Origin of the sequence: Lysinibacillus sp. NPDC093210 (genome assembly GCF_044753985.1) — a bacterium.
In the GTDB taxonomy this organism is placed as follows: Bacteria; Bacillota; Bacilli; order Bacillales_A; family Planococcaceae; genus Lysinibacillus.
Genome location: NZ_JBIVOE010000003.1, coordinates 11,660 through 36,872 on the forward strand (window position 1 = coordinate 11,660; position 25,213 = coordinate 36,872).

At 37.4% G+C, this 25,213-nt stretch carries 25 protein-coding genes; 2 read left to right on the forward strand and 23 right to left on the reverse strand.

Annotation, left to right across the window (positions count from 1 at the left end; genetic code table 11):
* Positions 1 to 14: 14 nt before the first annotated feature.
* From ACIP9C_RS09245 to ACIP9C_RS09290, 10 genes are all read right to left on the reverse strand, one after another.
* Positions 15 to 1,697 carry a methyl-accepting chemotaxis protein gene (locus tag ACIP9C_RS09245; RefSeq protein WP_401009915.1) on the reverse strand — a complete coding sequence of 561 codons (1,683 nt, stop codon included), beginning with the start codon at positions 1,695 to 1,697 and terminating at the stop codon, positions 15 to 17.
* A gap of 361 nt (positions 1,698 to 2,058) precedes the next feature.
* A complete protein-coding gene (locus ACIP9C_RS09250; RefSeq protein WP_401009917.1) occupies positions 2,059 to 3,636 on the reverse strand; it encodes a YndJ family protein in 1,578 nt (525 codons plus the stop codon).
* Positions 3,605 to 4,216, reverse strand: a complete 612-nt coding sequence (locus ACIP9C_RS09255; protein ID WP_401009919.1) for a DUF4166 domain-containing protein — start codon at positions 4,214 to 4,216, stop codon at positions 3,605 to 3,607. The genes ACIP9C_RS09250 and ACIP9C_RS09255 overlap by 32 nt, the downstream gene beginning before the upstream one ends.
* Positions 4,213 to 5,160 (reverse strand): DoxX-like family protein, encoded by a 948-nt coding sequence (locus ACIP9C_RS09260; RefSeq protein ID WP_401009921.1) that lies wholly within the window; start codon positions 5,158 to 5,160, stop codon positions 4,213 to 4,215. The genes ACIP9C_RS09255 and ACIP9C_RS09260 overlap by 4 nt, the downstream gene beginning before the upstream one ends.
* 388 nt (positions 5,161 to 5,548) lie before the next feature.
* On the reverse strand, positions 5,549 to 6,073 hold the full coding sequence (locus ACIP9C_RS09265; RefSeq protein ID WP_401009922.1) for a tubby C-terminal domain-like protein: 525 nt from the start codon (positions 6,071 to 6,073) through the stop codon (positions 5,549 to 5,551).
* A gap of 112 nt (positions 6,074 to 6,185) precedes the next feature.
* Positions 6,186 to 6,902 (reverse strand): toast rack family protein, encoded by a 717-nt coding sequence (locus tag ACIP9C_RS09270; RefSeq protein WP_401009924.1) that lies wholly within the window; start codon positions 6,900 to 6,902, stop codon positions 6,186 to 6,188.
* Positions 6,903 to 7,120: 218 nt separating this feature from the next.
* On the reverse strand, positions 7,121 to 8,023 hold the full coding sequence (locus ACIP9C_RS09275) for a hypothetical protein (RefSeq protein WP_401009926.1): 903 nt from the start codon (positions 8,021 to 8,023) through the stop codon (positions 7,121 to 7,123).
* On the reverse strand, positions 8,007 to 8,537 hold the full coding sequence (locus ACIP9C_RS09280) for a sigma-70 family RNA polymerase sigma factor (protein ID WP_401010662.1): 531 nt from the start codon (positions 8,535 to 8,537) through the stop codon (positions 8,007 to 8,009). Before ACIP9C_RS09280 ends, ACIP9C_RS09275 begins: the two co-directional genes overlap by 17 nt.
* 202 nt (positions 8,538 to 8,739) lie before the next feature.
* Entirely contained in the window at positions 8,740 to 10,560 is a 1,821-nt protein-coding gene (locus ACIP9C_RS09285; protein ID WP_401009928.1) for an ABC transporter ATP-binding protein, read from the reverse strand.
* Positions 10,557 to 12,290, reverse strand: coding sequence for an ABC transporter ATP-binding protein (locus tag ACIP9C_RS09290; RefSeq protein ID WP_401009930.1), 1,734 nt, complete (start codon positions 12,288 to 12,290; stop codon positions 10,557 to 10,559). Before ACIP9C_RS09290 ends, ACIP9C_RS09285 begins: the two co-directional genes overlap by 4 nt.
* Before the next feature lie 346 nt (positions 12,291 to 12,636).
* Between ACIP9C_RS09290 and ACIP9C_RS09295 the strand changes: the two genes are divergently transcribed.
* Together ACIP9C_RS09295 and ACIP9C_RS09300 are read left to right on the forward strand one after the other, a co-directional pair.
* Positions 12,637 to 13,650: an ATP-binding cassette domain-containing protein gene (locus ACIP9C_RS09295; RefSeq protein ID WP_401010664.1), complete on the forward strand. Its 1,014-nt coding sequence runs from the start codon at positions 12,637 to 12,639 to the stop codon at positions 13,648 to 13,650.
* Positions 13,647 to 14,462: an ABC transporter permease gene (locus ACIP9C_RS09300; RefSeq protein WP_401009932.1), complete on the forward strand. Its 816-nt coding sequence runs from the start codon at positions 13,647 to 13,649 to the stop codon at positions 14,460 to 14,462. The genes ACIP9C_RS09295 and ACIP9C_RS09300 overlap by 4 nt, the downstream gene beginning before the upstream one ends.
* A 167-nt stretch (positions 14,463 to 14,629) precedes the next feature.
* Here ACIP9C_RS09300 and ACIP9C_RS09305 read toward each other — a convergent pair whose 3' ends face one another.
* The 13 genes from ACIP9C_RS09305 to ACIP9C_RS09365 form a co-directional block, all read right to left on the reverse strand.
* Positions 14,630 to 15,316 (reverse strand): hypothetical protein, encoded by a 687-nt coding sequence (locus tag ACIP9C_RS09305; protein WP_401009934.1) that lies wholly within the window; start codon positions 15,314 to 15,316, stop codon positions 14,630 to 14,632.
* A complete protein-coding gene (locus tag ACIP9C_RS09310) occupies positions 15,313 to 15,807 on the reverse strand; it encodes an ECF transporter S component family protein (RefSeq protein ID WP_401009935.1) in 495 nt (164 codons plus the stop codon). Before ACIP9C_RS09310 ends, ACIP9C_RS09305 begins: the two co-directional genes overlap by 4 nt.
* A gap of 60 nt (positions 15,808 to 15,867) precedes the next feature.
* Positions 15,868 to 16,260, reverse strand: a complete 393-nt coding sequence (locus tag ACIP9C_RS09315) for a bifunctional adenosylcobinamide kinase/adenosylcobinamide-phosphate guanylyltransferase (RefSeq protein ID WP_401009937.1) — start codon at positions 16,258 to 16,260, stop codon at positions 15,868 to 15,870.
* The gene (locus ACIP9C_RS09320; protein WP_401009939.1) at positions 16,212 to 16,808 is read right to left on the reverse strand and encodes a histidine phosphatase family protein; all 597 of its coding nucleotides are present in this window, start codon (positions 16,806 to 16,808) and stop codon (positions 16,212 to 16,214) included. Before ACIP9C_RS09320 ends, ACIP9C_RS09315 begins: the two co-directional genes overlap by 49 nt.
* A complete protein-coding gene (gene cobS / locus ACIP9C_RS09325; protein WP_401009941.1) occupies positions 16,781 to 17,557 on the reverse strand; it encodes an adenosylcobinamide-GDP ribazoletransferase in 777 nt (258 codons plus the stop codon). Before cobS ends, ACIP9C_RS09320 begins: the two co-directional genes overlap by 28 nt.
* Before the next feature lie 108 nt (positions 17,558 to 17,665).
* Positions 17,666 to 18,241, reverse strand: coding sequence for a bifunctional adenosylcobinamide kinase/adenosylcobinamide-phosphate guanylyltransferase (locus tag ACIP9C_RS09330; protein WP_401009943.1), 576 nt, complete (start codon positions 18,239 to 18,241; stop codon positions 17,666 to 17,668).
* Positions 18,242 to 18,254: 13 nt separating this feature from the next.
* Positions 18,255 to 18,863, reverse strand: a complete 609-nt coding sequence (locus tag ACIP9C_RS09335; protein ID WP_401009944.1) for a histidine phosphatase family protein — start codon at positions 18,861 to 18,863, stop codon at positions 18,255 to 18,257.
* Between the two features lie 5 nt (positions 18,864 to 18,868).
* Entirely contained in the window at positions 18,869 to 19,954 is a 1,086-nt protein-coding gene (locus tag ACIP9C_RS09340; RefSeq protein WP_401009946.1) for a pyridoxal phosphate-dependent aminotransferase, read from the reverse strand.
* Entirely contained in the window at positions 19,941 to 20,897 is a 957-nt protein-coding gene (cbiB, locus tag ACIP9C_RS09345; RefSeq protein ID WP_401009948.1) for an adenosylcobinamide-phosphate synthase CbiB, read from the reverse strand. Before cbiB ends, ACIP9C_RS09340 begins: the two co-directional genes overlap by 14 nt.
* Positions 20,894 to 21,577, reverse strand: coding sequence for an adenosylcobinamide amidohydrolase (locus tag ACIP9C_RS09350; RefSeq protein ID WP_401009950.1), 684 nt, complete (start codon positions 21,575 to 21,577; stop codon positions 20,894 to 20,896). The genes cbiB and ACIP9C_RS09350 overlap by 4 nt, the downstream gene beginning before the upstream one ends.
* A gap of 307 nt (positions 21,578 to 21,884) precedes the next feature.
* Complete coding sequence (locus tag ACIP9C_RS09355; protein WP_172771863.1) at positions 21,885 to 22,067, reverse strand: hypothetical protein; 183 nt, start codon at positions 22,065 to 22,067, stop codon at positions 21,885 to 21,887.
* Positions 22,068 to 22,302: 235 nt separating this feature from the next.
* The gene (locus tag ACIP9C_RS09360; protein WP_401009953.1) at positions 22,303 to 23,661 is read right to left on the reverse strand and encodes an aspartate kinase; all 1,359 of its coding nucleotides are present in this window, start codon (positions 23,659 to 23,661) and stop codon (positions 22,303 to 22,305) included.
* A gap of 634 nt (positions 23,662 to 24,295) precedes the next feature.
* On the reverse strand, positions 24,296 to 25,210 hold the full coding sequence (locus ACIP9C_RS09365) for a class I SAM-dependent methyltransferase (RefSeq protein WP_401009955.1): 915 nt from the start codon (positions 25,208 to 25,210) through the stop codon (positions 24,296 to 24,298).
* Positions 25,211 to 25,213 lie beyond the last annotated feature (3 nt).

Here is a 25,213-nt window from a genome sequence, read left to right on the forward strand (position 1 = left end):
AGGTTTAATAATTTTTATAATTTAAATTTACCTACTAGGTCATTTAAATTTTCTGCCATTACCGCTAAATTACTTGAACTATTTCTAATTTCGTCCATAGAGCTTGCAGCTTGTTCTATCGTCGCAGAAGTTTCTTGAATACCTGCTGCTGATTGCTCTGAAACAGCAGCAATTTCATCAACTGATTTATTAATATCCATCGTACTTTGTACAACCTCTTCTAGCTTAGAAGACATTTGGACGATGCTAGATGACATGGAATAAACAGCATTTGCAATCTCACTAAATGTCTCATTCGTGGAAACGATTTGTGTAGTACCTTTTGCAACCTCTCCATAGCCTTTTTCTAATGATGTTGTTACAGTCATTGAATCATCTTGAATTATGTTAATAATATTAGTAATTTCATTAATTGATGCAGATACTTGTTCAGCAAGTTTTCGAACTTCATCTGCTACGACAGCAAAGCCCTTACCATGCTCCCCTGCACGTGCCGCTTCAATTGCCGCATTTAGTGCCAATAAATTTGTTTGCGCAGCAATTTCATGAATAACCGCTATTATTTTAGAGATTTCCTGTGTTCGTTTATTCAATTCATCTACCTTTTCGACCGAATCCTTTACAATAAAGTCAATGGTCATCATTTGCTGTGTAGAAGCTTCCATATGCTCTTTGCCCTCTTCTGTTAATCTCATCACAGATTCAGAGAACTGATAGACATCTTTACTACTTTGATTGACATCAGTAACTTTCGTTGAAAAGTCAGTCATGCTTGTCGCAACATCAGAAGCATTACTCGCTTGCACTTCTGTTCCACTCGCTATTTCTGCCACCGTATCAACGATTTGCTCTGTACCATCTTTGACTTCTGTAGCTGATTGCATTAGTTCTTCACTGTGTGTAGCAACTTCATTTGATACAGACTGAATATGTTTTAACAAATCATTTAAGATTTGAGACATAGTGTTTGTTGCTTCTGTTAATTGCCCTATTTCATCCTTTGTTTTTACAATTAGTGCAGGCTCACTTAAAACACCTTCTGTGATGCGCTGCATTCGTTTAGTAATCAAAATAATTGGTTTAGAAATACGACGAGCACTAATTAGTGCTGTAATAATTGCAATGACGACGATAAGTATTCCAACAATAATACTTGCAGTTTGCTTACGTTCTCCAGAAGTAATTAATGAATCTCCAACTGCATTAATGGATTGTTTCCGTTGTTCTGCTAAGCCTTCATATCCTTCACGAATTTCCGTAGCTTTCGTATCCATTGCCGCTAAATTATGTACAGCTAATTCCACATTTCCTTGATCATATACATCAAATACTTCTTTTTGGACATAGCTACTCCAATCTTTCGCCATTTCCGAATACTTGGTAAATTCCGACGATTCCGAAATAGAAAATCGTATTTTTTCATTTTTAAGTGCTCTCTCTACGTTTTCACTATAAATATTTTTATATTTTTCATTACCAGACAACACATATCCACGCGCCGCCGCAATCCGTAATCCAATAGTTGATGCTAACTCATAATCTGTTATTAATAATTGCAATTCCTCTTCAACTATTTGTTCAGTTGCATTATTACTTTGAGATATTTCGTAAAAATTAAAACTAATATAAAAAACAATTACTGCTACTACAATACTAAATGCAAAAATGATTCTTTTGCCAATGGATTTAAAGTGCATTATTCAATCTCCCCTTTTTTAATATCATTTTTTAATACCCTTCAATTTGCTATTGAAATATAATAGAATACTTTTTTATACCGAATAAGTCTTTGTTTACAATCAAGAAATTTTAACTCAATTGCACAATATTAGTAATCTACCATTTTTCATTTGTTTTAGGATGATTTTAGAATTTTTCTTATATATAATTGAATAAATTAGTAGTTTCTTTGTGTTTTTCAGCATCCTTTTTACAAATTGTTTTCCCTATTGGATTATAAATCACGGATAATACTAAGACTTTTCACCTGTCTTCAATGTCATTATAGCTACAACATAAAATCTCCCATTTCGTTTTTAAAACGAAACAGGAGATTTTTTAACAATTTCTGACATGGTCGTCTTTTTTTCGTTCGATTTGATAATCTATACGCAAAAATGGCAGTCCAAAAATGCGCATCGTATGAACAGCAGATAATGTTGTCTCATTTTTAGCACAAATAGTAAAATGCTCATTTAAAGGCAGTCTAAATACATAGTGTTTCATTGCTAAATATATACCTGCATCCCCGCCATGGGAACTTGTTATATGTAATTCCCCATCTTTTTCATATACATATAAAATACCTATCATTGTTGAAAAAGGAAGAGGTAATGCAATATTCATATACGTTGTTTGAGCTGTCGTATGTTGTGAATATATCGCCACAAAGATTGTTTGCTCATCGATCGTACGGATCCATGCTCGTGGGGAATGTCGACCATCCTGTCGTTCATCTACTTTGACAATAACGCCATCCATCTCTACTTGCTTGCTTGTCAAAGGTAAATTAAGCTGTTGCATCCAACGGCTTATACCATGATAAATAAACGCTAGTGGTTTAAACCATGCTCGCCATTGTACGGAAGCAATTAGTCGATAACAGTTCGTTTGTTCATAAAAGTGAGGAATGACTTGAGGAAGCTTTCGCGTATCTACAAAATTTTGTAGTGCATCAACTAAACCTGCATGTGCATCTCCTATTGTATGTAATTTTCCCCGTATACGACTTACTGGAAAAGCAAATGGTTGATGGGTAGATTTTGGAACTTCCAAGCCCCATGCGATTACGCCGACTAATCCAAACAGCAAGCAATTCACTAAGCCATGAAATGTTAGCATATCAGGTATACTGACAAGAATTATGCCAGTAAAATTACCAAATGCATAAAGTAAGGACCATAATATTGTCAAACATAATGAACCATAAGAAATCCGCAACAAGAAACCCTGTCTTCTAGGCAAACTTGTCTTCATCAAAAGCTTGAACAGCCAATAGATAGCACCTATGTAAAGTGCAACTGACACAATTTCAATGATTGTTGAAAATGCAATTCCGAGTGCAACGAGCAGTGGGCCAGACAGTAAAGTCAAAACGACGATATTATATCCTTTACTTTTATGTATTCTTCCAAACAAGCCTATAGAAATAGCTAATAAACATGCAGAATAATGAAAGTGGATTGCAGTTAACCACGTAATTAACGGCGAAAATCCTGTATCAATCTTTGCAATATAAGCAAAAAACCACAGTCCTCCAATAAATATATATATGAGCCCAATATCTATAGAGATTTCTGCTATATTCGTAAAACCACGCTGTAAAAATCTTGTCAATCCGTGTAGTGCAATAAAGGCTGTATAAAGAACGTACACAACAGCTAAGTAAATTGCTAACTCACTATCAGCCAACCAATGTAATAGTGTTACAGCAAGCATCATTATAATCAAAATTACATGACCTTTTTTATTGAAAGTTACGACCATTTTTAGCATAGCAGGGACTAATACAAGTTGTGCAAATGTAAGCAAAATCAAATAATCAGGTTGCTTACTAAATAGATAGCAAGTGATTATGAGTACCCACCCAATTAATAACACAGGACTAAATAGATTTTTGCGTAAATTCACCAGCATACATCATTAACCTCCCTAAAAGTGGATTATGAATATAAACATGAATTGTAAAAGCATTTCTGCTATCATCATAGCCTTCCTCGACGATAACATGCCCTTCTAACATTTTAGGAATTTTACATTCTAGTTTAGACATCACAAAACGTTGAGCGCCAGACCGTATAATTAATTTCCCCTCACTCGTTACAGAAAACAATAAGTCAGAATAAAAAAGAGCTGGTGAGCCTAAATAATCCTTTACAACTTTTTTGACTGGATCTACCGTCATCTTTGCATCAAAATGCCTTGTTTTTTTAGTCATAAAAAAAGTTCGTTCCCATTTTACTTCTAGTTCTCCATTGGGCAATTGGCGACAAGTATTGCTTATTGTAAATGGGACATGCTTTCCGGATTCGGGAAATAAGAACTTAAATCTTGCAGCAACCATATAAAAAGGACGCATCCATTTTGCACCTGATTCAATGCTATGCATAACACCTTTTGCGAAAAAAGTTTGATTTAATGGTAATGCATAGCGCTGTTGCAGTTTCGGATGAAGTCTTTTAAAATCTTCTCCTAATAATGTTTGATAAATGGTCATCCTTTTTCCCCTCGCTTTCGTTTACAACTTTTCGCACTTGGTAAATCTTTACTCAGAATAAACCCAACAATGGATAGTACCCATAATGCTCCATTAAAGGTCACTGGGTTAAATGGCGCCATAGCAATATTTGTATTTACAAGTACTGCACCGACCGTTAATAATGGAAACAAAATAATTTGTAACCGAAAGAGCATCCGCTTCCCTTTAGGTAATAACCAGCAAAGCGCAAAAATCATTTCTACAATACCCATACAAAATACTAGAAAAATCTCATTATTTAGATTGGCGTCACTTCTCGTTGGTGCGGCACCATTCAGAATGGTAAGTGATTCCTTTACCATCATTACTTCTTCAGGATGCTGAACCATCACTTTTGGCACTAGACCATGGTACAGCCAAACTATGCAAAAGAATATACTAATAAGCATTATTAAAAAGAAGCGAACATATTGGGTACTTGGTTTTTCTTCCTTCTCTAACCATCTTTTCAATACGTCAAAGCTGAGTGCTGTTGCCCATCCCATTAGTGGACGAAACGCAAAATCAAATAGTTTACCAAGTTTTCCAAAGCGAACCTCATAATCATATTGCGTTAAAAATGTTACGCCTTGTTCTTTAGGGATGTACCTCCAGTATCCTTTTCCCTCTGCGATTGGCGATATTTTCTGGGGAGTCCCAAAGTGCAAAGAGGAAATTTTCGTACCATCTTTTTTCATATGCTCCCCTTTGCTTTCTCCCCAACCACTTACTGTTAAACCAGGCATAACCTTCGTTTCATAGGTAAAGCGTTGTGGTTCATTTGGAAACTTTTTATCTTCATATGTAATTTTAGTAAAACGCAAATCCCACTGCTCATGGAGCTTCGGATTTTGAGTATATTTCCATGCATCTTCCATTGATGCTTGCATATCAATCTCAACGTAAATCGGATTATTCTTCATTCCATCCTCTCCTCAAGATGATTTAACTAAAACTCTTTTTCTTTCACACCTTCGTATGTATTCAACGGTTCAATTTAGAAACTAACGAATACATTTTATACTATATTTAACATTATAACAGTGAATTTCCGATGATTAACCCCGACATTCAATAAAAAAACAGCTCCCATAATGAGAGCTGTTCACAATGTCGATAAAAGGCAATCAAGTTCATCCTAAAGCAGTATGTGTCGCGAGTAGTGCCAGGCACTCATGAGTGGTTGGCGACGACTTCTGCTCTGAACACACATTACAGTTAGTGTGCTAAGTTGAAAGCATGCGCCCGAAGCGAAAAGCAACGGCAGTTTGTTTTACCATTCTTTATTTAATATTGTTGGTGTTTAACTTACTATGCACCGACAAATAATACAGCCTGCCCTATTGCAATAAAAAAAGCTTCGTGCTGAATCGGGCTAGTTTCTTCAATTTGAAGCGTAATGTCAAAATGTGTTTCTTGATAAACTGCTTGCCAGCGTGCAATTGGCTGTTCTTTTAATGTAAATACTGACCAGTCTTCCATTTCCTTATTCAGCATTATTTTATGTTGACCATCTGTTATGATTAAATCAGGAATCATGATTTGCCAGCCATCATAGGCAATCATATAATCTTTGCCTGTTAAAATATCCTTCCCTTTAAAATGCACACGCCCCCGTCGGGATATTTTTTTACATGTAAAAAGACGTTGCCCATCCACTGCGCTTACATCGAATTGTACAAAATACCGATAATCCATCATACGGTCAAAAACCTTTTTCAGCCCATTGGAATAAATCCGTTGTACGTTTGAAGATACGTTTCCTTCCTCATTCACTATTTCAACTAACTCTGTCGATTCAATCGATGCGGGTTGCTTATATGTAAAAGTTCTCAATACGTTCGCTCCTTCAATCTCTGTTGCTTCTTTTAAGCTAACACAAAATAAGCGTCAAATACAATTTACCTGTTGTATTTGACGCACAAATTTAAAGCAATATAGAAAGTACTTATTTATCCAGTTTAAATGTAATATCGCCTACGCCAATTTCAGAGTTTATGTCTAGTATAATGTCTGCTTGTTCATATGCTTCATTGACATAAATTCCTTTCCCTTTAGCAATAAAGCCTTCAAGATTGATGGAGCCAATTCCTTTTTCAGTTGTAATTTTTACGCCGACCTTTGAAGGTAAAATAACCGTAGTTTGACCTACACCCGTTTCAATATTCGTTTCAAAGCTTTCTTTCCAATCTCCACCTAGATCAACATATAGATCTCCTACACCCGTTTCAATATCTAAGTTTTCAAGCTTTAGACCTCTTAAATCCAGCCTTGCTTTTGATGCACCTGTCTCCACTGAAAGATCCATCGGTATATCTTCATTCAGTTCGATATCCCAAACGTTTTTTATATTGCCAATTCTAACTTTAGTAGATCCTTTATGCTCAATGACCAAATCACCGGTTTTCCCGCGTTGTTTGTAGTGTACTTTTGGCGCTAGTTTTTTTATGTTATATTGAGCGCTTCCTTCCAACCATTCCGTTGCACCTTTTGCAACTGTCATTTCACCAACACCAAGATTAATTTCTACATCTAACTTCTTTGCATCATCCTTTTTAACCGAAAAAGTATCTTCTTTTTCTTTCTCGGGAACAAAAGAAGAACAACCAGTTAAAACTATCAACGAAGCGCTAATCATTAAAGCAAAGCTTAAAAATTTTTTCACTTTTATTTCCTCCCACTATATATTCTTCCATTAAATCCATTTTATCTGAATTAGGATATATGAAAACGACCTTTAGCTTTAACTTCGACTAAGACCTAAGACGTAGCCATATGCTTTTTCATTCCCATCCATCTATATATGCTGCTACTTGCCAAAATTGAACCCCTCATCTTGTCACTTTCGCAGTGTTCAAGATGAAGGGTTCATTAAATGTTAAGCTATTCACTGTCTGGCTTAATATAAATGTCTGTTTGTTCATATAAATCGTCAACAGTACCGTTTTGCTGAACAGCTCGTATTGTGATGGCTGCTAAATCGACATTCGAGTGGTAAGGTACTAAAACTAGTTGCGCACGATTTGCACTTACAGCCAATTCAATCTGTTCGTTATTCATGTTTATAATTAACTTCTTAATTGTATTTTGCTTAACAAGCGGAATTACAATATATTGTATCTCCGGTACTGCCATAACTTGCATTGTGTCGTCCGAAGTCAAAAAAAAGTGATCCAATTTATAACCTTTACTATCATGCTTGAAAAAAGCAATGCCTTGCATATATGGTGTAGAAAAATAACTCATACGATATTGTTTGATGGTAATCGTGTCAAACAGACGTAAATCATCGGTATTTCCGATAGGCCATACCCCTGATTGCAAAGTATTCACGATATCGGCTTCATTTGCTACGTAATAGCGATAGCTAATGCGTTCAGACATATTGCCAACAATTGTTATTATGATGATTGCACAAAGCAACACCCACCATAACCACTTTTTACGTAGCGCATAGAGTGCAAAGCAACCTGAAATAGCAATCGCTACTACTCCAGCCATCATCCAAGGTTGCTGGAGAACTGTATAGTCTTTTTCCTGACCAGATTTTTCGGAGTACAATGCAGAACCAGATATTACTGGCGTATCGGGAGATATTTGTTCGATATTAAATATAAGCATATCAAGTCCTATAAACAGACTTACTGTTAAGAATACCGTTAATAAAACAGGGGTTAGGGAGCGTTTTCTTTGCTGATGGATTTTTCGTAAGGTTTTTGCTTGATTGTCCATTGAAAACGAACCTTCTTTATAGACAGTATTCATAGCATTACGAATCTGATCCATATTCAAATCCCTCCTCCTGTAGTGTCAGGCCAATTAAATGACGTGCCCTTCTTAACCTTGTCTTGACTGTATTCTCTTTCATCTTTAACGTTTCAGCAACTTCATTTAACGATAATTCTGCAAAGTGGAATAATAATAAGACATCCTTGTATTTTGTAGGTAGCTTTTCAATGGCTGCAACTAACATATGATCGGACTCATTTGCAAGCACTTGAATAACTGGATTCACTTCATTTCCAGTTAATTTATTCCAAGAATCAATTACTTGTATTTTTTTATAACGCCAACTAGATAAATAATTATGACAATGATTAATCGCTATACGATATAAATACGTTTTTACAGATGCTTCTTTACGAAACTGGTCCATTTTTTCATAATATTTCACGAATGTATCTTGCACTAAATCTTCGGCTACTGCCCAGTTTTGTACATATGTATAGCACACGCGCACTAAGTAATCGCCATACTGTGTCATCGCTTTTAATAAGCAAGCATCCTTCTGCGCTTTCATCACTTTGCTCGCCCCCCATCCATTAAGCCTCGTGATTGCCAATTGTGCAAACTTTGTAACATACGCAATGATTTCGCACCCTACGAAACATATTACATACCAGAAAAACATATAGCGTGCAACACAATTTGTAGTTAGACAATCGGACAATGGAAAAAGTTTCATGAAAAAATAATTATTTTCTCATGAAACTTTACATGTTTTATAAGCTTAGCTCATCTTTTTCTAAAAGCAGCTTTTGCTGTAGGTTTCTGTATATTCCTTGTTTTTGCATAAGTTGCTGATGGTTACCTTGCTCAACAATTTCGCCTTGTTGAATAACTAAAATTTGATCGGCGTTTTCAATCGTTTTCAAACGGTGTGCAATAACAAAGCTCGTGCGGCCACGCATTAAATGCTGTAATCCTTTTTGAATATCGACCTCTGTTTGCGTATCTACGCTAGATGTCGCTTCATCCAATATTAAAATATCAGCATTTTCTAAAATGGCACGAGCAATCGCTATCAGCTGTCGTTGCCCTTGACTTAAATTAGCTCCACCCGCCTGTACAGCTGTATCATATTGCGCTGGTAAGTATTTAATAAAATTATGCGCATTCGCAATTTTAGCCGCTTCCTCTACCTCTGCATCCGAAGCATCTAGCTTACCAAAGCGGATATTTTCACGAATAGTACCAGTAAATAAATAAGTGTCTTGTAACACAACACCAACGCGCTTACGAATTGTTGCCATTTTATAGTCCTCGATATTATGACCATCAATAAGAATCTCACCTGCATCCACATCATAAAAACGTGTTAGTAGGTTAATAATCGTCGTTTTTCCTGAGCCAGTTGGACCAACAAGTGCAATTGTGTCTCCTGCCTTAGCATGGAAATTAATATTTTTTAGTATTGGCTGATTTGGCAAATAGCTAAAGGAAACGTGTTGAAATACGACTTCCCCTTTTAAGCTTTGACTATCAATTGCATGCTTTTTATCCGCTACTTCCGATGGTTCGTCTAAAATTTCAAATACACGTTCTGCCCCAGCAATCGCCGATTGGAAAGTATTCAATAAATTTGACAGCTGATTCAGCGGACGGAAAAATTGACGAGTGTATGTGACAAATGCCGCGATTATCCCGACGGTCACTACACCTTTTACCGCTAAAAATGCCCCAGTACCGATTACAACTGCTAGCCCTAAGTTATTCATAAAGTTGTTGATTGGTCCTAATAAGCCTGAAGTAATTTCTGCGCGTTGTGCTGAGTCGCGTAGGTTGTTATTTTGTTTACGGAAAGATTCAATCGTTTGCTGTTCCTTACCGAAAAGTGTAAGTACCTCCGCTCCCGTAATCATTTCTTCAATCGTTCCATTCAGTTTCCCTAAATCACGTTGACGAGCCGCATAGTTTTTACTACTACGTTTGACAATTTGCTTTGTTGTGAAAACAATTAACGGAATAATAATTAGTGTCACAATGGCTAACTGCCAGCTGAGTGAGAACATCGCAATGCTAACACCGATTACTGTTAAAATCGACGATACGATTTGAGTCACACTCTGCGCTAATGCTGTATTTAAGTTATCAATATCATTCGTTACACGGCTCATTAAATCACCAAGTGCACGTTGATCGAAAAATTTCAGTGTTAATGTTTGAAGTTTTTTAAATAGGTCAAGTCGTAATGTACGTATTGTCTTCATCGCCACTTGAATCATGACATATGTTTGTAGCCAAGTAAAAATCGATGCTACCGAAAAAATACAGGCTAGCACAATACCTAGTCGGATCGTACCTGCGACTTGCTTTTTCATAATATAATCATCAACAATATGTCCGATTAAATAAGGTCCTGCCAAACTTAAAAATGTAGAGGCGATGACAAAAAATATCGAAAAGAACAGCCCTACTTTTTGTTGTCTAACATACTGCCATACACGTAATATTGTGTTTTTTTGGTTTTTTGCCTTTTCAGCAGGTCCACCCATACGTGGTCCACGACCAAAATTCATTTGCTTTGGTTGATTTTGACTCATTGTTGTTCACCAGCCTTTTGCTGTGAAGCGTAGATTGCTTGATAAGGTTGGTTACTTTGTAATAACTGTTGATGCGTACCTTGACCGACAATTTCGCCATCCTCTAACACTAAAATAAGATCTGCCTGTTGTATGGAAGTAATTTTCGACGCGACGATAAATGTTGTCGTTTCTTGAAAATGTTTGCTAATTGCCTGCTGTACATGCTTTTCAGATGCACTATCAAGGGCCGAGGTTGTATCGTCTAAAACAAGTATTGCTGGCTGTCTTACAAATGCCCGAGTAAGTGCTAATCGTTGCTTTTGGCCACCAGATAGATTCGTTGCACCCTGTGATAGCTCATGCGCTAGTCCTTGTTCAAGCTTATCAACAAATTCCGACGCACAGGCTGCATCCAGTGCCTGCTGTAATTCCTCATTTGTCGCTTCTTCCTTACCAAGACGTATATTTTTTTCGATTGGTCCAGAAAAAAGTAAGGCTTTTTGAGAGGTAAAGCCAATATGTTCACGTAGCGTATTCAATGCATATTGATTGAGCGGCTTGCCATCCAGCAGAATAGTACCACTAGTTGGGTCAAAAAGACGTGGTAATAGCTTAACAAGTGTCGATTTACCACTACCCGTTTTACCAATTAGCCCTACGGTTTGACCCGCCTTTACAGAAAACGTAATATTTTTTAGCACATCTTCTGACGTTTCATAATAACGGTAGCTCACATTTTGAAAGTCGATTGTTCCTTGAATTGGCGAAGTAATCGGATGTGCTACTTCTTGCACCGCAACATCTTTGTTTAGAACGTCGACAATACGCTCTCCTGATGGAAGCGCACGAGCAATTTGCATTAAGACCATACTAGAAGACATAAGCCCATTTAAAATAATCGTTAAATAGTTAATAAAAGCAAGTATTACACCGACTTGCAACGTGCCTGCTTCAACTTTAATTGCACCAAGCCAGAGTGCAGCAACTATTCCGAGGTTTACGACAAACATCGTAAACGGGACGAGTACACCTACAATTTGTTCTGCCGTAATAAAACGTTTCGTAAGTGTGTCATTAAGTCCCGCGAACTGTTCTACTTGATGCTTTTCACGACGAAAAGCCTTTACTACACGAATACCTGCTAAATTCTCCTGTAACTTAGTATTAACACCGTCAATTGCCTCTTGTACTTTACGATATAATACACCTGAATACTTAGTGAAAAAATACATTGCGATGATTAAAATCGGCACAATAATGAGCAATATTGAAAATAACTCGCGAGCCGTCACAAACACGATGACAACCGCACCAATAAATAACAACGGTCCACGTACAAAAATTCGTAGCGTCATCATAAACGCACGTTGAATGCTTTCCACATCACTTGTTAAAATCGTAATTAGCTTTCCAGTAGTAAACGCATCCCTTTCCTTTGCCGAATACGTCATCATCTTCTCATATAATGACTGACGTATATCTGAGGCAAAGTGAATGGCAGCCTTAGAGCTATAAATTGAGCATCCAAGCCCCCCTACTAATCCAAGAACGGCACTCATAAGCATGAATATAAACATTTTAAATACATACGGATTGTCATTATTCGCAATTCCCGTATCAATCATATGTTGCATAATGGTTGGCTGGATTAAATCCATCGTTACCTCAAGCACCATTAAAATCGGTGCAATTAGCGTAAAAAATTTATAGGGCCCTAAAAAGCGTCCCAATTGTCTAACTGCCTGCATTCTTTCGTCTCCGTTCCTTGTAAATCACATTCGATATTCATTATAACTGAAAATCATTCCCAATTGACAATTAATTTTTGACTTAAAAAGTACCAGGCACTCAAACAATTCTGAATTTAATAGCTCTCTGCTAGTAAATTTTTCGACAAGAAAGGAATTAAATAACAAATTAATTTTATCCTCAATAGTATTTCTCAGTTAATATTCAGTTCATAAATTTAATGTATTATCCGTTTACGAACATTTTTCTAAAATGTTAGCTAGAAAAGAAAGTCATTTGCTATGAAAATTCATTACAATGCAACATTTAAGAAGAAGGAAGTAAGGAGGAATAATTTTGAAAGAAATGAACAACAAAGAAGGAATATTGCGCAATCCAGAATGGGCCATCGAGGCAAAGGGTTTAGTTAAAAATTTTGGCGATCATCGTGCTGTTGACAGTGTAGATTTAAACGTACGCGCTGGCAGTATATACGGTGTGCTTGGTCCAAATGGCGCAGGCAAAACAACAACAATTCGAATGCTTGCAACCCTGTTAGGAGCGGATGCTGGTTCAACACGCATCTTCGGCTATGATGTGGTGAAGGAACCACATATTGTTCGTCAATTGATTGGGGTGACAGGTCAATATGCCTCAGTAGATGAGTCACTTAGTGCTACAGAAAATTTAATTATCTTTTCCCGACTACTTGGGCTAGGGCGAGCCGATGCACGGAAAAAAGCGGCCGAACTGTTAGAAGAATTTGGTTTAACAGATGCTGCAAAACGTCCACTGAAAAATTTCTCTGGGGGTATGCGCAGAAGATTAGATTTAGCAGCAAGTCTCATTGCTCAGCCTCCATTAATTTTCTTAGATGAACCAACTACTGGATTAGACCCACGAACACGTAATCAAATGTGGGATACCATTCGTCGATTGGTAGATATGGGCTCAACCGTACTTTTAACAACCCAGTACCTTCAAGAAGCCGATGAACTTGCGGACAGAATAGCTGTTATTGATCATGGTCGAGTAGTTGCTGAAGGAACAGTCGATGAACTAAAAGCGTCAGTCGGTACTTCATCACTGCATTTAAGCATTCAAAATCCAAACGATATTAGTGATGCTCGTCAAATAATTGAACATGTACTAAAAGTTCCTTCAACGATAACTTCTAATATCGGAAAGATAACCGCCCCAATGACGAATGCGGACCTCGTTACAGATTTACTTATTGCGCTCAGACAAAAAGGAATCTTATTAGACGAAATGAGTGTGCAAAAGCCAACATTAGATGAGGTATTTCTAACGATTACTGGTCATGGTGTTCAGGACAATGATTTTTCAAAAGCTAATGAAGTAGGAGATGCAAAACGATGAAAAATTCAATGATAAAACAACAGAGCGGACGTCAGCTGCCCAACAGAACGAGCTTGCGTCAATCAATAAATAATTCATTTACAATGGCTTATCGCGGCATTTTAAAAATCAGACGCACACCTGAGCAATTGTTTGATGTAACACTACAGCCTATTATTTTCACTTTAATGTTTACGTATATTTTTGGTGGTGCCATCTCTGGTGACGTTCAAAGTTATTTACCGGTTATTATTCCCGGCATTCTAGTTCAAACAGTTATTACGACCTCAATCGTTACTGGTGTTCAGTTGCGAGAAGATATGGATAAAGGGGTTTTTGACAGGTTTAAATCTTTACCGATTGCACGTATTGCACCGTTGGCTGGTGCGTTATTAGCTGATACGATTCGATATACAATTGCAACTGTCTTAACCTTTTCAATGGGTTATATTATGGGATATCGTCCAGAAGGTGGTTTAGGTTTTGTTGTGCTAGCAGGTCTTCTTGTCATTGTTTGTGCTTGGGCTATAAGTTGGATTTTTGCCTTCTTTGGTGTAATTGCACGAACTGCTTCAAGTGTACAGGGGATTTCAATGCTCGTTTTATTTCCGCTGACATTTCTGTCGAACGCTTTTGTACCAGCTGAAACATTACCGAACTTCTTACAATGGTTTGTGAAAATTAATCCTATATCGCATTTAGTCACTGCAGTTAGAGAACTAACTAATAATGGAACAGTCGGTTGGGATTTAAGTGCATCCCTTATCGGTGCTGCGGTGATTGTAGCAATTTTCGCACCAATAACAGTCCGTGCTTATATGCGCAGAACTTAAAATTTTTTGTATAATAGTATACTCTAAAAGGCTTCTGTAGCGTAAAAATCCAGTTCGCTTAATGCGAAGCACATTGTATACCGCAACCCTATACTGTGCGGGTTGCGGCTTTACATTTTGTGCGTACCTACTGGAGACTTCATCGATTTTAAATCTACTACAAGTTTTCAGAATTGTTTGGGTGACTGGCACTTCTCAAAATTTCGAGTAAACAATTTTGGCGCCAATTGCTCTTTTTCGGGGTTGATACCTAATAATATAACAGCACAAGGTCCTGCTGATTTTTCGATATCCAACGAACTTTCTACTTGTTGCTGACCAAAAAGACGTGAAAATTCTGCTTGTAGTCCTTGAGACCCTACCGGCCAAACTTGTTGTACAATTTCTTCACGCCAAGCATTAAAAATTGGCTGGAGCTGAGCTACATCCTCAGATTGTTCAAGCACCTCTATACCTACGAGTGGTAGACCATATGTGTACCAACTCAAATTATCACGATCAAACGGTAATCTTTTTTGTACTTCACCTAGCATTGTAATCGATAATCCAGATTGCAATGTTGGCATGTTGGATTCTGAACTACCCTCTATTGGAGGACAGATCAGCCCTACTTCTTCAAACACTTGTCCAATTCCTGCGACATAGCGTGTCCATGATGCATCACCCGAAAAGTTAGCGAGAATTATATGCATTGGTATCGCTCCAGCTGCCAGCTGCTCTAAAAAAGTAACACGCGCAGTTAAATATGCTGTTAACTTATCGGGGGCAAATACGACATCTTGTGATTTTTCACCAATCGCTGCAGCATTGTCGGTTGTGGCAATAAGTCCCCCTACTTTTACTGCATTTCTCAATTCACGCGCCCCTCCTTACGGACAAACACTTTCGAGAGAATCGGCATTACAATAGCGACAATAATAAGATTGATAACTGTTGCCATAAAAATACTAGCTAATGAACCCCAAAAAAACGCGGGACTTATAATGAAATAAAAAGGGATTGGTGCTATGACACCATTTAGTAAAAGTGCTACTGGCCATTTCCAAAAATGCATGCCTCTTTTATTCATTACACCAAAAATCCACACGACAATAAACATTTCAATAGCAATAATAATATGCAAGGGTCCAAATGGAAAACCAGAAGTCATTGCTGTAATAACATGTCCGATTAACCCTGCTACTCCTGCTAAAGCAGGTGATAAGAACACAACACTCAAAAATGCTGGTGCTGAGTCTAATGCCGCCGTTGATACAAATGACGGGATTTTAATGACTGCACCAACAGCACAAATCGCCGCAACCATGGCAGTTAGTGTTATACTCATTAATTTTTGTCGTTCCATTCTATTTCCCCATTTCTTAAAATAGTGAATGCCCTACTCGGGAATTGTATTATCTTTTGATTATTTTATACGTTCTGCAATGCCATACCAAATACGGTCAACTTGTTTTGCTTCTGCAAATAACGCCTGATACAAACGACCACAAGTGTCACGCAATAGCCGTGTCTGTTTTTCCATTGGCACCACACCACGTCCCATATCGGTTACAATAATATACAACTGACAGCTTTCTTCAAGAATTTTAAGTTTCGCCAAAATATTTTTGACAATCACTTCATCTTCGTCAAGATTTTGCTTTATCAGCCAGTGTTCAAGATTTTTAATAATTAACGCATCACATGCAGGTGCAACCTCTGGAATAACCCCATTCATCACTGCCATTTCCTGCTCCTCAAGCAATTGTGTCACATAGGCGGTTTTTCCGTTATAGGCTCCTCCGATAAAGACATGCATCTCGCTCCCTCCTTCCAAGCTGCTTTGGAAAATGTTAACGTAAATACCTGATCATGCGGTACTTGATACGACCAAAAAGACTTTTGTTGTGGCGCAAATGCTACAAGTATCGCTCGCACAACTCCACCATGCACGACGAGATAATAATCTTGTTCATCTTTTGGCAATGCTAAAAATCCAGCAATCACCCGATCACAAAACAACTCAAAATGTTCTCCGTTTGGTGGGGATATACTAGTCGGGTCATCTAGCCATGTACAGTAACGTATGTCCGACTTTAATTCATCATATGTTTTACATTCAAAATCACCAAAATTAGACTCCCGAAATCTTGCATCTGCAATATAGTTAGCATGTGGAAAATAACGAGAAGCCGTTTCTTGACACCGACGTAAATCACTGCCATATACCTTTTTTACAGCTTCATTAAGTATAGGAAGCGTTGTAGTATTTGCTAATGGAGAATCTGTCCAGCCTATATACCGCTTTTCCAAATTTTCTATAGTTGGTGCATGTCTCATTAAGCGAACAGTAACAATGTCACCCATAGCACAACCTCCATTCCTTCAATTGATGCTCCGAGCAAGTCACCAGAAACACCGCCAAAATTGCGCACTGTAAATTGACGAAACAATAAAAAGGCAGTGATAAGAACAGCAATGAGCACGAATGGTAAACTTGAAAAGCCTATTATAAAAAATACGCAACAACTTGCAAATACAAGCGTCATTATCATTAAACTGGCTAATACACGATGGTTCAGTTGTGATTTAAAAAAATAGGCTAAACCTTTTTCCTTTGAACTCTTTAAAGATAGAAAATAGAAGCTCATCCCCACACGTGTCAATAAAGGTATAAAAATGAGCATCCACAGTGATAGTTTGTTCTGTACAAAAAGCTCATGAAGCACAACGAATTTTCCTAACACTAGAAATAAGACAGACAAAACACCAAATGCTCCTACCCGAGGGTCATCCAAAATTTCAAGACGCTTTTCACGATCCCGATACGAAAAATAGGCATCTCCCATATCGATAAAGCCGTCTAAATGTAACCCCCCTGTAAAAAATGCGAACAGTCCGACAATCAAAAATGTTAATAAAACATCACTACTAGATGTCCATTCTGTTAAACTAAAGATTGCCGCTGCAACGATAGCTCCCATAAGCGCACCAATCCATGGTAAAAAGGCGAACATTCCAGTAATTGTTTTTTTAGAAAGCGGAATCTCTTTATGTACAGGCAAAACCGTAAAAAATTGAAATGCGAGCAATACGCTATGCCAAATAGTTTTCATTGCCTTGCCTTCTTTCTTTTAAGTTTTCTTCAATTATCTTGCAAAAATTAGTATAGGAATTTCTTAACTCAGTTTTTTGCTGCTTTATACTTCCATATAACAACTCACTTATTTCCATTTCTTTACGATACCATAATTTATCTCATATGCCTCATGTGCGACAGAAACGAACCATTGATGTAAGCTACCGAGCATTTGACGGTACAATTCGACCTCTTCATTCTCATATGGAGGCTCATCAAAAAGTTCATTGGAAACGACAAAAAGCGTCACCCTTTTGTCAAGTAACGTTAGCACTGAACTTTTCATCATTCTCAGCTTTTTTTCTAAACAACCAGGCTTTTCCACACAAGGTGTGCCACAATCAAACCCCTCATAAAAGGCATTTGTCAGCCAAGTCGTTACACAGTCCCAAAGTACGACATCGCCATCAACTAACTTATTAAAAACATTCTGTATTTCATATGGTGCTTCAATCGTATGCCACACAATCGCTTGTTTTAGGCGATCAGACTGATGTCGAGCTATCCGTTTTTCCATTTCAACATCTATCGCAACACCAGAAGCTATATAAATAAGTCGTTTATCCAATAAATTATTATTTTGGTAGTGCAAAACAGCTGCTTTTTCGGCAAAGTGAGACTTACCACTGCGGACACCACCTGAAATAAAAATTAGCGGCACTGTTCTCACCTCTCTATTGTAAATGTTGTGTGCTTCCAATTACCTTGATATGCCAACTTTCTTCTAATCGGTCTACGATTGTGACACTAGTTCCTTCAATGTATGGTGCTGACCATAGCTGATCAATACCACGACCTAATATTGCATTTATCATACATTTAATCGTAACAGCATGTGACACAACTAAAATATGTTCATGTGGATAGATTTTCGCAATATTTTTTAACGTATACATGGCACGTTCTGTCACTGCACCAAAGCTTTCGGTATGAGTCGCGACGAATTGTGCTGGATAATTCGTATATAGTTCATAGTCAAATCGATTTGTTTCCAAAATGTCCTTAACAGTTTGCCCTTGCCAATTTCCTAAAAAAATCTCACGTAAATCGTCCTCGTAGTGAATCGCAAGCTTTCGACCCGCTGCTAAATAGCGCGCTGTTTCTTTCGCACGGTCACTGGTGCTACTATAAGCAACTGCAAACGGAATATCTTTTAATTGTTCTGCAAGTTTTTGGGCATGCAAAATGCCCTTTTCCGACAAAGGTGAGTCTAACCACCCTTGTAATCGATGCTCTTTATTCCATACTGTTTCCCCATGTCGAACTAGATAAAAAGTCGTCACTTTTCTCACCCCTTATTTGCTTTAAACCACGCTTGTAAACAGTTTTGTAAATAGGTCATCGCCGTTACATCCTTTATTCCGATACGGAACCATGCTCCATTTAACCCCATAAAGTTTTTTGTATGACGCAGGACAACTCCCTCAGCTAAACAATAGCTAAAAAATGTATCTGCTTGCATATTTTTAGGCAATGAAAAACAAACATAATTCGTAACACTATTCGTCACCAAGCATCCATTTTCTATTAAAAACTGCTGTAACCATTCCCTTTGTTGCTCTGCATAACTAATTGCTTGTTGACAGTATTCATGCTCGTCCAAACAACCTGATCCAATAACGAGCGCAAACGCATTGAGATTCCAATGAGATAACATTGCTTTTAACTCACAAATAATAGTATTGCTCGCTATTAAATAACCTAGTCTTAATCCAGGTATTGCATACATTTTCGTCATAGATCGAACGACAATTACATGCGCATTATTAGCAACATAGCCAATTAACGAATGTGTTTCACTGACCCAGTCGATAAATGCCTCATCAAAAACGAGCTCACAATCTACCTCAGCTCCAACAGCTATTAAGTGTAGCAGTTCCTCTTTTTTTGGTAATACACCTGTTGGATTATTAGGTGTACAAATATATAATGCATCTGCATTGACCATTTCTTGATAAAGAAGCTCCATCGGTAATGTATATTGAATAAAGTCCTCGACAACAATCGATACGACGTCCGCTCCTGCTGCTTTTAAAGTTCTCTCATATTCAGAAAATGTCGGATGCACGACAAGTACACGCTTATTTGCATAGCGTCTTGCTAATACACTAAATAACTCTGATGCCCCATTTCCTAAAACGATAGAATCTTTTTCAATGTGATGAAATTGAGCCACCTTTGTTAAAAAAGGCTCTCCATCTGGATCAGGATAACGCTGAATTAATGGATAAAATGTGCGCCAACGTGCCTCAACAAATGTAGGCGGCCCTGCAGCATTTACGTTTTCACTAAAATCATAAACTTCTGTAGGCATAGTTAGCCCGAGCTGATGATAGACATTTTGCGGATTTGCTCCATGATTAGGTAATTGCAAAAATTAACACCTCCATTGCTAACATAACGAGCGTAAAGAGCAATGTAGCTACACGCATATGAATAATTGAAGTTGCAATATGCTCCTTCGTTAACGGTACTAATTTTTCACCCATTGTCGCTCGGTATGATGAAACTCCTTGATATGTATTTTTCCCACCTAGTTGAACCCCTAACTGGACTGCTGTTGCTGCTTCTAAATAACCACTGTTTGGACTCGGATGCTTTTTTGCATCCTGTGCCCAACGTCTTAATCGTTTGCCAAGCGTCACAGATGTTTCATTTTTTGTTCCAAGTACCATTAATAAACCTGTTAAACGACTTGGAATAAAATTCAATACATCATCAAGTTTTGCTGCAAACATACCAAAATCTTTGTATTTTTCATTTTTATAGCCAATCATGGAGTCCAACGTATTTACAGCCTTATAGCCCCATAAGCCAATGGCACCAAATAAAAAAGCATAAAAGAGCGGCGCAGTTACGCCATCACTTGTATTTTCAGACACAGTTTCTACGACACCACGAACAATTTCATCCTCATCAAGTTGCTCGGTATCTCGTCCTACAATCCACGATAACTTCACACGTGCTTGTGCAAAATCTCCCTTTACGAGTGGTTCATAAACAGCTAATGCTGCTTCCTTTAAGCTGCGTTGAGCCAAACCAATACCTATTAATAATCCCTCTACTAGAATACCAAACACTATGCTCACTTGATAGCTGAGTATTAAAATAACCGTTACGACAAACATCGTCGTACCCACTACAGCAAGCGCCATGACCATGCCACGTATCTTTCGCATATTGCCCTTATTCCACAATGCGGTTTGCGCTTGAATAAGTTTACCTATCCAGCGTACAGGATGGGGCATTTTTGGAGGATCCCCGACAACTAAATCAAATAGTATGCCAATAATACAGGCGATCACTAGAGAAATCATAGAGGATTCGCCTCCTTCTCTTTTTTATATTTTTGAATGGCCTCTCGCATCGTTTCATAAACACCATGGCCAATAATTTTCCCTAACATTGTAATAGGGCCAGCATATTGATGGAAATCGCCCTCTTCTGTAGACGCAATTAGCAAACTATCGGTTGACGTACCAGTTGCTTGCGTACCCGTTGTAGGGTCCGTAATATTTTCATCTATAAGTGCCTTAACTTTTGCCTCTGTTGTTGAAATCATTGCTTGAAACAATGCTTCATCAGATAGTTTTCCATTAATCAGTACCCACGTGTTAATGGTTCCTGCGTGATACTGCTCTTGTCGATGAAATGCACGCGTAATATCGACAGCATTACCTAGTCCCGCCGTAATCATCACGACAAGATGAATACCCTCATATGTAAATTCTCGTATCGTTGCAAAACGGGCATTAACTGCTGTCATCATGGCAACGGTATTGCTAATAGGATAACCCTCTAATTGCAAAAAACTTTGTAACTCTTGATGTGGTTTTCGTTCATCGTAAGTTTTCGGCACTGAGCGATTTAGCAAATGTGTATAAAAACCAAAGCCTGGATTATGCATTGCAGAGGATACGACTTTCATCGGAGTTACTGTGTGAATCGCAACATACTGATCCATTATTTTAATATCGACTTTACGTACTATCGTCATTTACTCATCTCCTAAAATATATTATGCAATAGGTCGATTATCCACATCTACGCCTATATGTAGTGGCCCGAAGTTTCTATAAAACGGGAAAACCCTTTCTATGAATAGAGACAAATAAAAAAAACAAATTCTTACTAAGAAGAATTTGTACTGTTCATTCTTTAATTATGAATACACTGCAAATTTGAACCTTCTGAATTTTTCGTATAGTACAGAATAACAACTTCATCGTACTGAAATTATTTATTTTCTTTGAAATTGTATCATAAGTTTGTAGTTTGCAACATTCATTTTCTTGATATTTTTCTTATTGCTTTTGTTTTAAATTTTTAAATCGAATAATTGATCCGGCAATAATAAAAACCCAACCAATACCGACAAAAACAACTTTCATTGATTTCGTTGATGCTGGTAATATGTCCATAATTGTTAAACAGACAAATAAAATCCCTATAACAGACAAAATCATTCCCATTGAAAAACTTTTCAAAATTATGCCCTCCTATCTATGTACGCACTCGATTTTACAGCATTACTACATAAAAGAAAACTCTATTCCTTATAGTATTGTTAGAAAACATTAAAATCATCCATTGTGAAAGTCACACTATAAAATTGAAAGAGCTGCCTCCTAAGCTATGAATTCATAGCTCAGGGGGACAGCTCCTTTTATGTTTAGATAATTTTATAAATGGTTTTTGATAAAACTATCGTATATTGTCCACTCATGCTTGCACTTGTGCAAAAAATTCTCCATATAACGCTTGTAAAATTCGGTTTTCATATTCTTGTAGTACACCGAATACAAGACTTACTTCAGACGAACCTTGGTTAATCATTTCAATATTTGCTCCAGTTTTTGAAATCGCTGTTGCTGCACGTGCCGCAAGACCTGTGTTATTACGCATGCCTTCTCCAACAATGACAATCATTGAGAAACCATGACGCATTTGGACATCATCTGCTTGCAATTCATTTTTTACACGCGTCAATATACGCGCTTCATTTTCTGGTGTTAGTTGATTAGATCGCATAATAACTGAAATATCATCTAAACCAGATGGAGTATGTTCATAAGAAATATTCTCATCTTCTAAAATTTGTAGAAGTTTACGACCGAACCCTACTTCACGGTTCATTAAATATTTTGACACATATAACGTTGAAAAGCCACTGTCTGCCGAGATACCTGTTACCGGGCGACCTGTAGCTGGACGACTCGGTACAATTCGAGTACCTGGGGCTGATGGATTATTTGTATTTTTTATGTTAACTGGCACCCCAATCTTATAAACAGGCATTAATGCTTCATCATGGAAAACAGAAAAGCCTGCATAGGATAATTCGCGCATTTCGCGATACGTAATTTCTTTAATTTCAACTGGATCATTCACGACTTTCGGATTCGCAGAAAATACACAATCAACATCCGTAAAGTTTTCATAGAGCTCCGCTTCAATAGCTGCTGCTAATATAGAGCCTGTAATATCCGAGCCACCGCGATCAAACGTACGCAATATGCCCGCTTTAGTGTAACCGAAGAAACCCGGGAAAACAATAACTTCTTTTGTATCTTTTAAAGGCGCTAAATTTGAATATGCTTCAGGTAATGCGAACGTACGCTCAGGTAAATCATTGACAACCAAACCTTCTTTCGGACTTACATAACGTGCAGGCATACCGATAGAGTTAAAATATGCAGCGATAAGTTTGGCGTTGTTATCTTCTCCGGCTGCTTTTAAGCTATCAATAAATAATTCTTCGTTCGAAGCATCACCAAGCACACGTTCACGTAGGTCTTCAGCAATTACGTCACAAATAGTATTATTTAACTGTAATCCATCAGCTATAGACTTGAAACGGTTCACTACTGTCTGTAATTTTTCTTCTGTATTTTCATTTTTTAATGCCGCATTCGCTAAATCAATTAATAAATCAGTTACTTTTATATCATCACCAGAACGTTTTCCCGGTGCTGAAACGGCTACGATTTTGCGCGCCGGATTAGATTTTACAATGTTTGCTACTTTTTGAATTTGTTCTGCACTTGCTACAGATGTTCCACCAAATTTACATACGATCATATCTATCAAATCCTAACCTTTTAAAATAATGTATTCCTCCAAAAAACAATTGAATGTACACAGTGTACAAATTATCGTTCTCTACGTCAATACAATTTAAAAAATTCACGCAATTTATCAATAGAAAAATGGACAATTTTCGCACTGTTTGATTTATTATACGGATTTCGAAGGAAATAGTTAAGGTTTTTATTAAATTTTTTCGTATATATTACATAATCATAAAAAATTTCGCATGAACTAGCTTAATTCAGCTAAATCATACAAGGCATGAATACTACATGAGCTTCTGGTAGCTCTAGCTCGTCTCCTTCTTCAAATATAATCCTACAGCTTGCACCCTTTACACAGCTAACTGTACTTGATTACTTCCTAACAATGGAGAGAATACTTATTCCCATTATGATATGCGGCAAAAATCATTATGTTTGTGTTATTTGATAAAGAATTGGGTAGTATATTGCAAAATGCCACCCTACAAGGATGGCATTTTCAATGGTTCGCTCTGACTTATACCCCACTGTCTCGAAAATCGTCGTTGTGCTTTTCTTCTATATAATGAAGGAAACGCTTTCTTTTGATAATCCTTACCTAAAAATATACACAGGTAAGGATTTCATTGACTAGGTGGGCATTAGTTTTTTACGGCATGTATATAGTGAATCGTTTCAAACGCTTGTAAATTATCATCTCGATTTGCAAAATACCGATTTTGAATTTCTTGGGGTGATAAGTGTTCATAAACTAACAATTGTTCTTTCGAAAGTAATATTTCTAAATCTAATATGGAAGTTGCGAATTTCATTTGTTCTCCAGATGCTTTAGCCATCTGTACCATGTTTTGTACACGATTGAAAATACCAGCCTCTGTAAATAATCGCTCATCGGCAAAATCAAATATAATTGAACTACCTTTAGGTAGGTTTTTAAAAAACAAGCTTAATAATTGCTGGAACACATCTTTTGTTAGATAGTACGATACGCCAAGCAAACTAAAAACTGTTTTCTTCGATGAATCAAATCCTGCTGCAACTAACGCTTCTAATGAAAGCTCCTTCACGAAATCCATTGCTACAAAATTTAAATGTGGCGGGATTGTATGACCTGTTTGCTGTAACCGTTCTATTTTAAAACGTTGAGTAGTTGGGTGATCTACTTCAAATATAGAAACGTTTGTTAGTGAGTCGTGACGCCAAGCAAACGTATCTAAACCTGCACCTAAAATGACGTATTGCTCCGCACCTAGTTGGCATTCATGCAATACAACGTTTTCTGCGTATGCGGCTCTCGCAAGTGGCGTTGGTGAGAGTTGAATTTGTGTAACCCACTTTAATATTGCTTCTTGTTGATTTTTTAGCTTTTCAGCCATATTTGAACTAAAATAAGCAATACCATTAGCCATATTTGTTGATATTGCTTGAAATTCTGCTGGTAATAGGAAATCTTGCGCAATATAATCATTGAAAATAATTGGACGATCTTCTTTCACGTGATACGCTCGGCTAAATGCCGAAACAAGAGAAGTTAGACTTGATTCATTATTTTTCACAGT

Bases quoted from the DNA above. Each gene is read 5' to 3' on its own strand.
- cobS (WP_401009941.1), bottom strand. From the start codon at position 17,557: ATGAAAACTATTTGGCATAGCGTATTGCTCGCATTTCAATTTTTTACG.
- ACIP9C_RS09285 (WP_401009928.1), bottom strand. From the start codon at position 10,560: ATGAGTCAAAATCAACCAAAGCAAATGAATTTTGGTCGTGGACCACGT.
- ACIP9C_RS09310 (WP_401009935.1), bottom strand. From the start codon at position 15,807: ATGGAACGACAAAAATTAATGAGTATAACACTAACTGCCATGGTTGCG.
- ACIP9C_RS09290 (WP_401009930.1), bottom strand. From the start codon at position 12,290: ATGCAGGCAGTTAGACAATTGGGACGCTTTTTAGGGCCCTATAAATTT.
- ACIP9C_RS09255 (WP_401009919.1), bottom strand. From the start codon at position 4,216: ATGACCATTTATCAAACATTATTAGGAGAAGATTTTAAAAGACTTCAT.
- ACIP9C_RS09280 (WP_401010662.1), bottom strand. From the start codon at position 8,537: ATGAAAGCGCAGAAGGATGCTTGCTTATTAAAAGCGATGACACAGTAT.
- ACIP9C_RS09350 (WP_401009950.1), bottom strand. From the start codon at position 21,577: ATGACGATAGTACGTAAAGTCGATATTAAAATAATGGATCAGTATGTT.
- cbiB (WP_401009948.1), bottom strand. From the start codon at position 20,897: ATGATTTCTCTAGTGATCGCCTGTATTATTGGCATACTATTTGATTTA.
- ACIP9C_RS09245 (WP_401009915.1), bottom strand. From the start codon at position 1,697: ATGCACTTTAAATCCATTGGCAAAAGAATCATTTTTGCATTTAGTATT.
- ACIP9C_RS09250 (WP_401009917.1), bottom strand. From the start codon at position 3,636: ATGCTGGTGAATTTACGCAAAAATCTATTTAGTCCTGTGTTATTAATT.
- ACIP9C_RS09320 (WP_401009939.1), bottom strand. From the start codon at position 16,808: ATGGGTGACATTGTTACTGTTCGCTTAATGAGACATGCACCAACTATA.
- ACIP9C_RS09275 (WP_401009926.1), bottom strand. From the start codon at position 8,023: ATGGATCAGATTCGTAATGCTATGAATACTGTCTATAAAGAAGGTTCG.
- ACIP9C_RS09295 (WP_401010664.1), top strand. From the start codon at position 12,637: ATGAACAACAAAGAAGGAATATTGCGCAATCCAGAATGGGCCATCGAG.
- ACIP9C_RS09360 (WP_401009953.1), bottom strand. From the start codon at position 23,661: ATGATCGTATGTAAATTTGGTGGAACATCTGTAGCAAGTGCAGAACAA.
- ACIP9C_RS09260 (WP_401009921.1), bottom strand. From the start codon at position 5,160: ATGAAGAATAATCCGATTTACGTTGAGATTGATATGCAAGCATCAATG.
- ACIP9C_RS09315 (WP_401009937.1), bottom strand. From the start codon at position 16,260: ATGCATGTCTTTATCGGAGGAGCCTATAACGGAAAAACCGCCTATGTG.
- ACIP9C_RS09300 (WP_401009932.1), top strand. From the start codon at position 13,647: ATGAAAAATTCAATGATAAAACAACAGAGCGGACGTCAGCTGCCCAAC.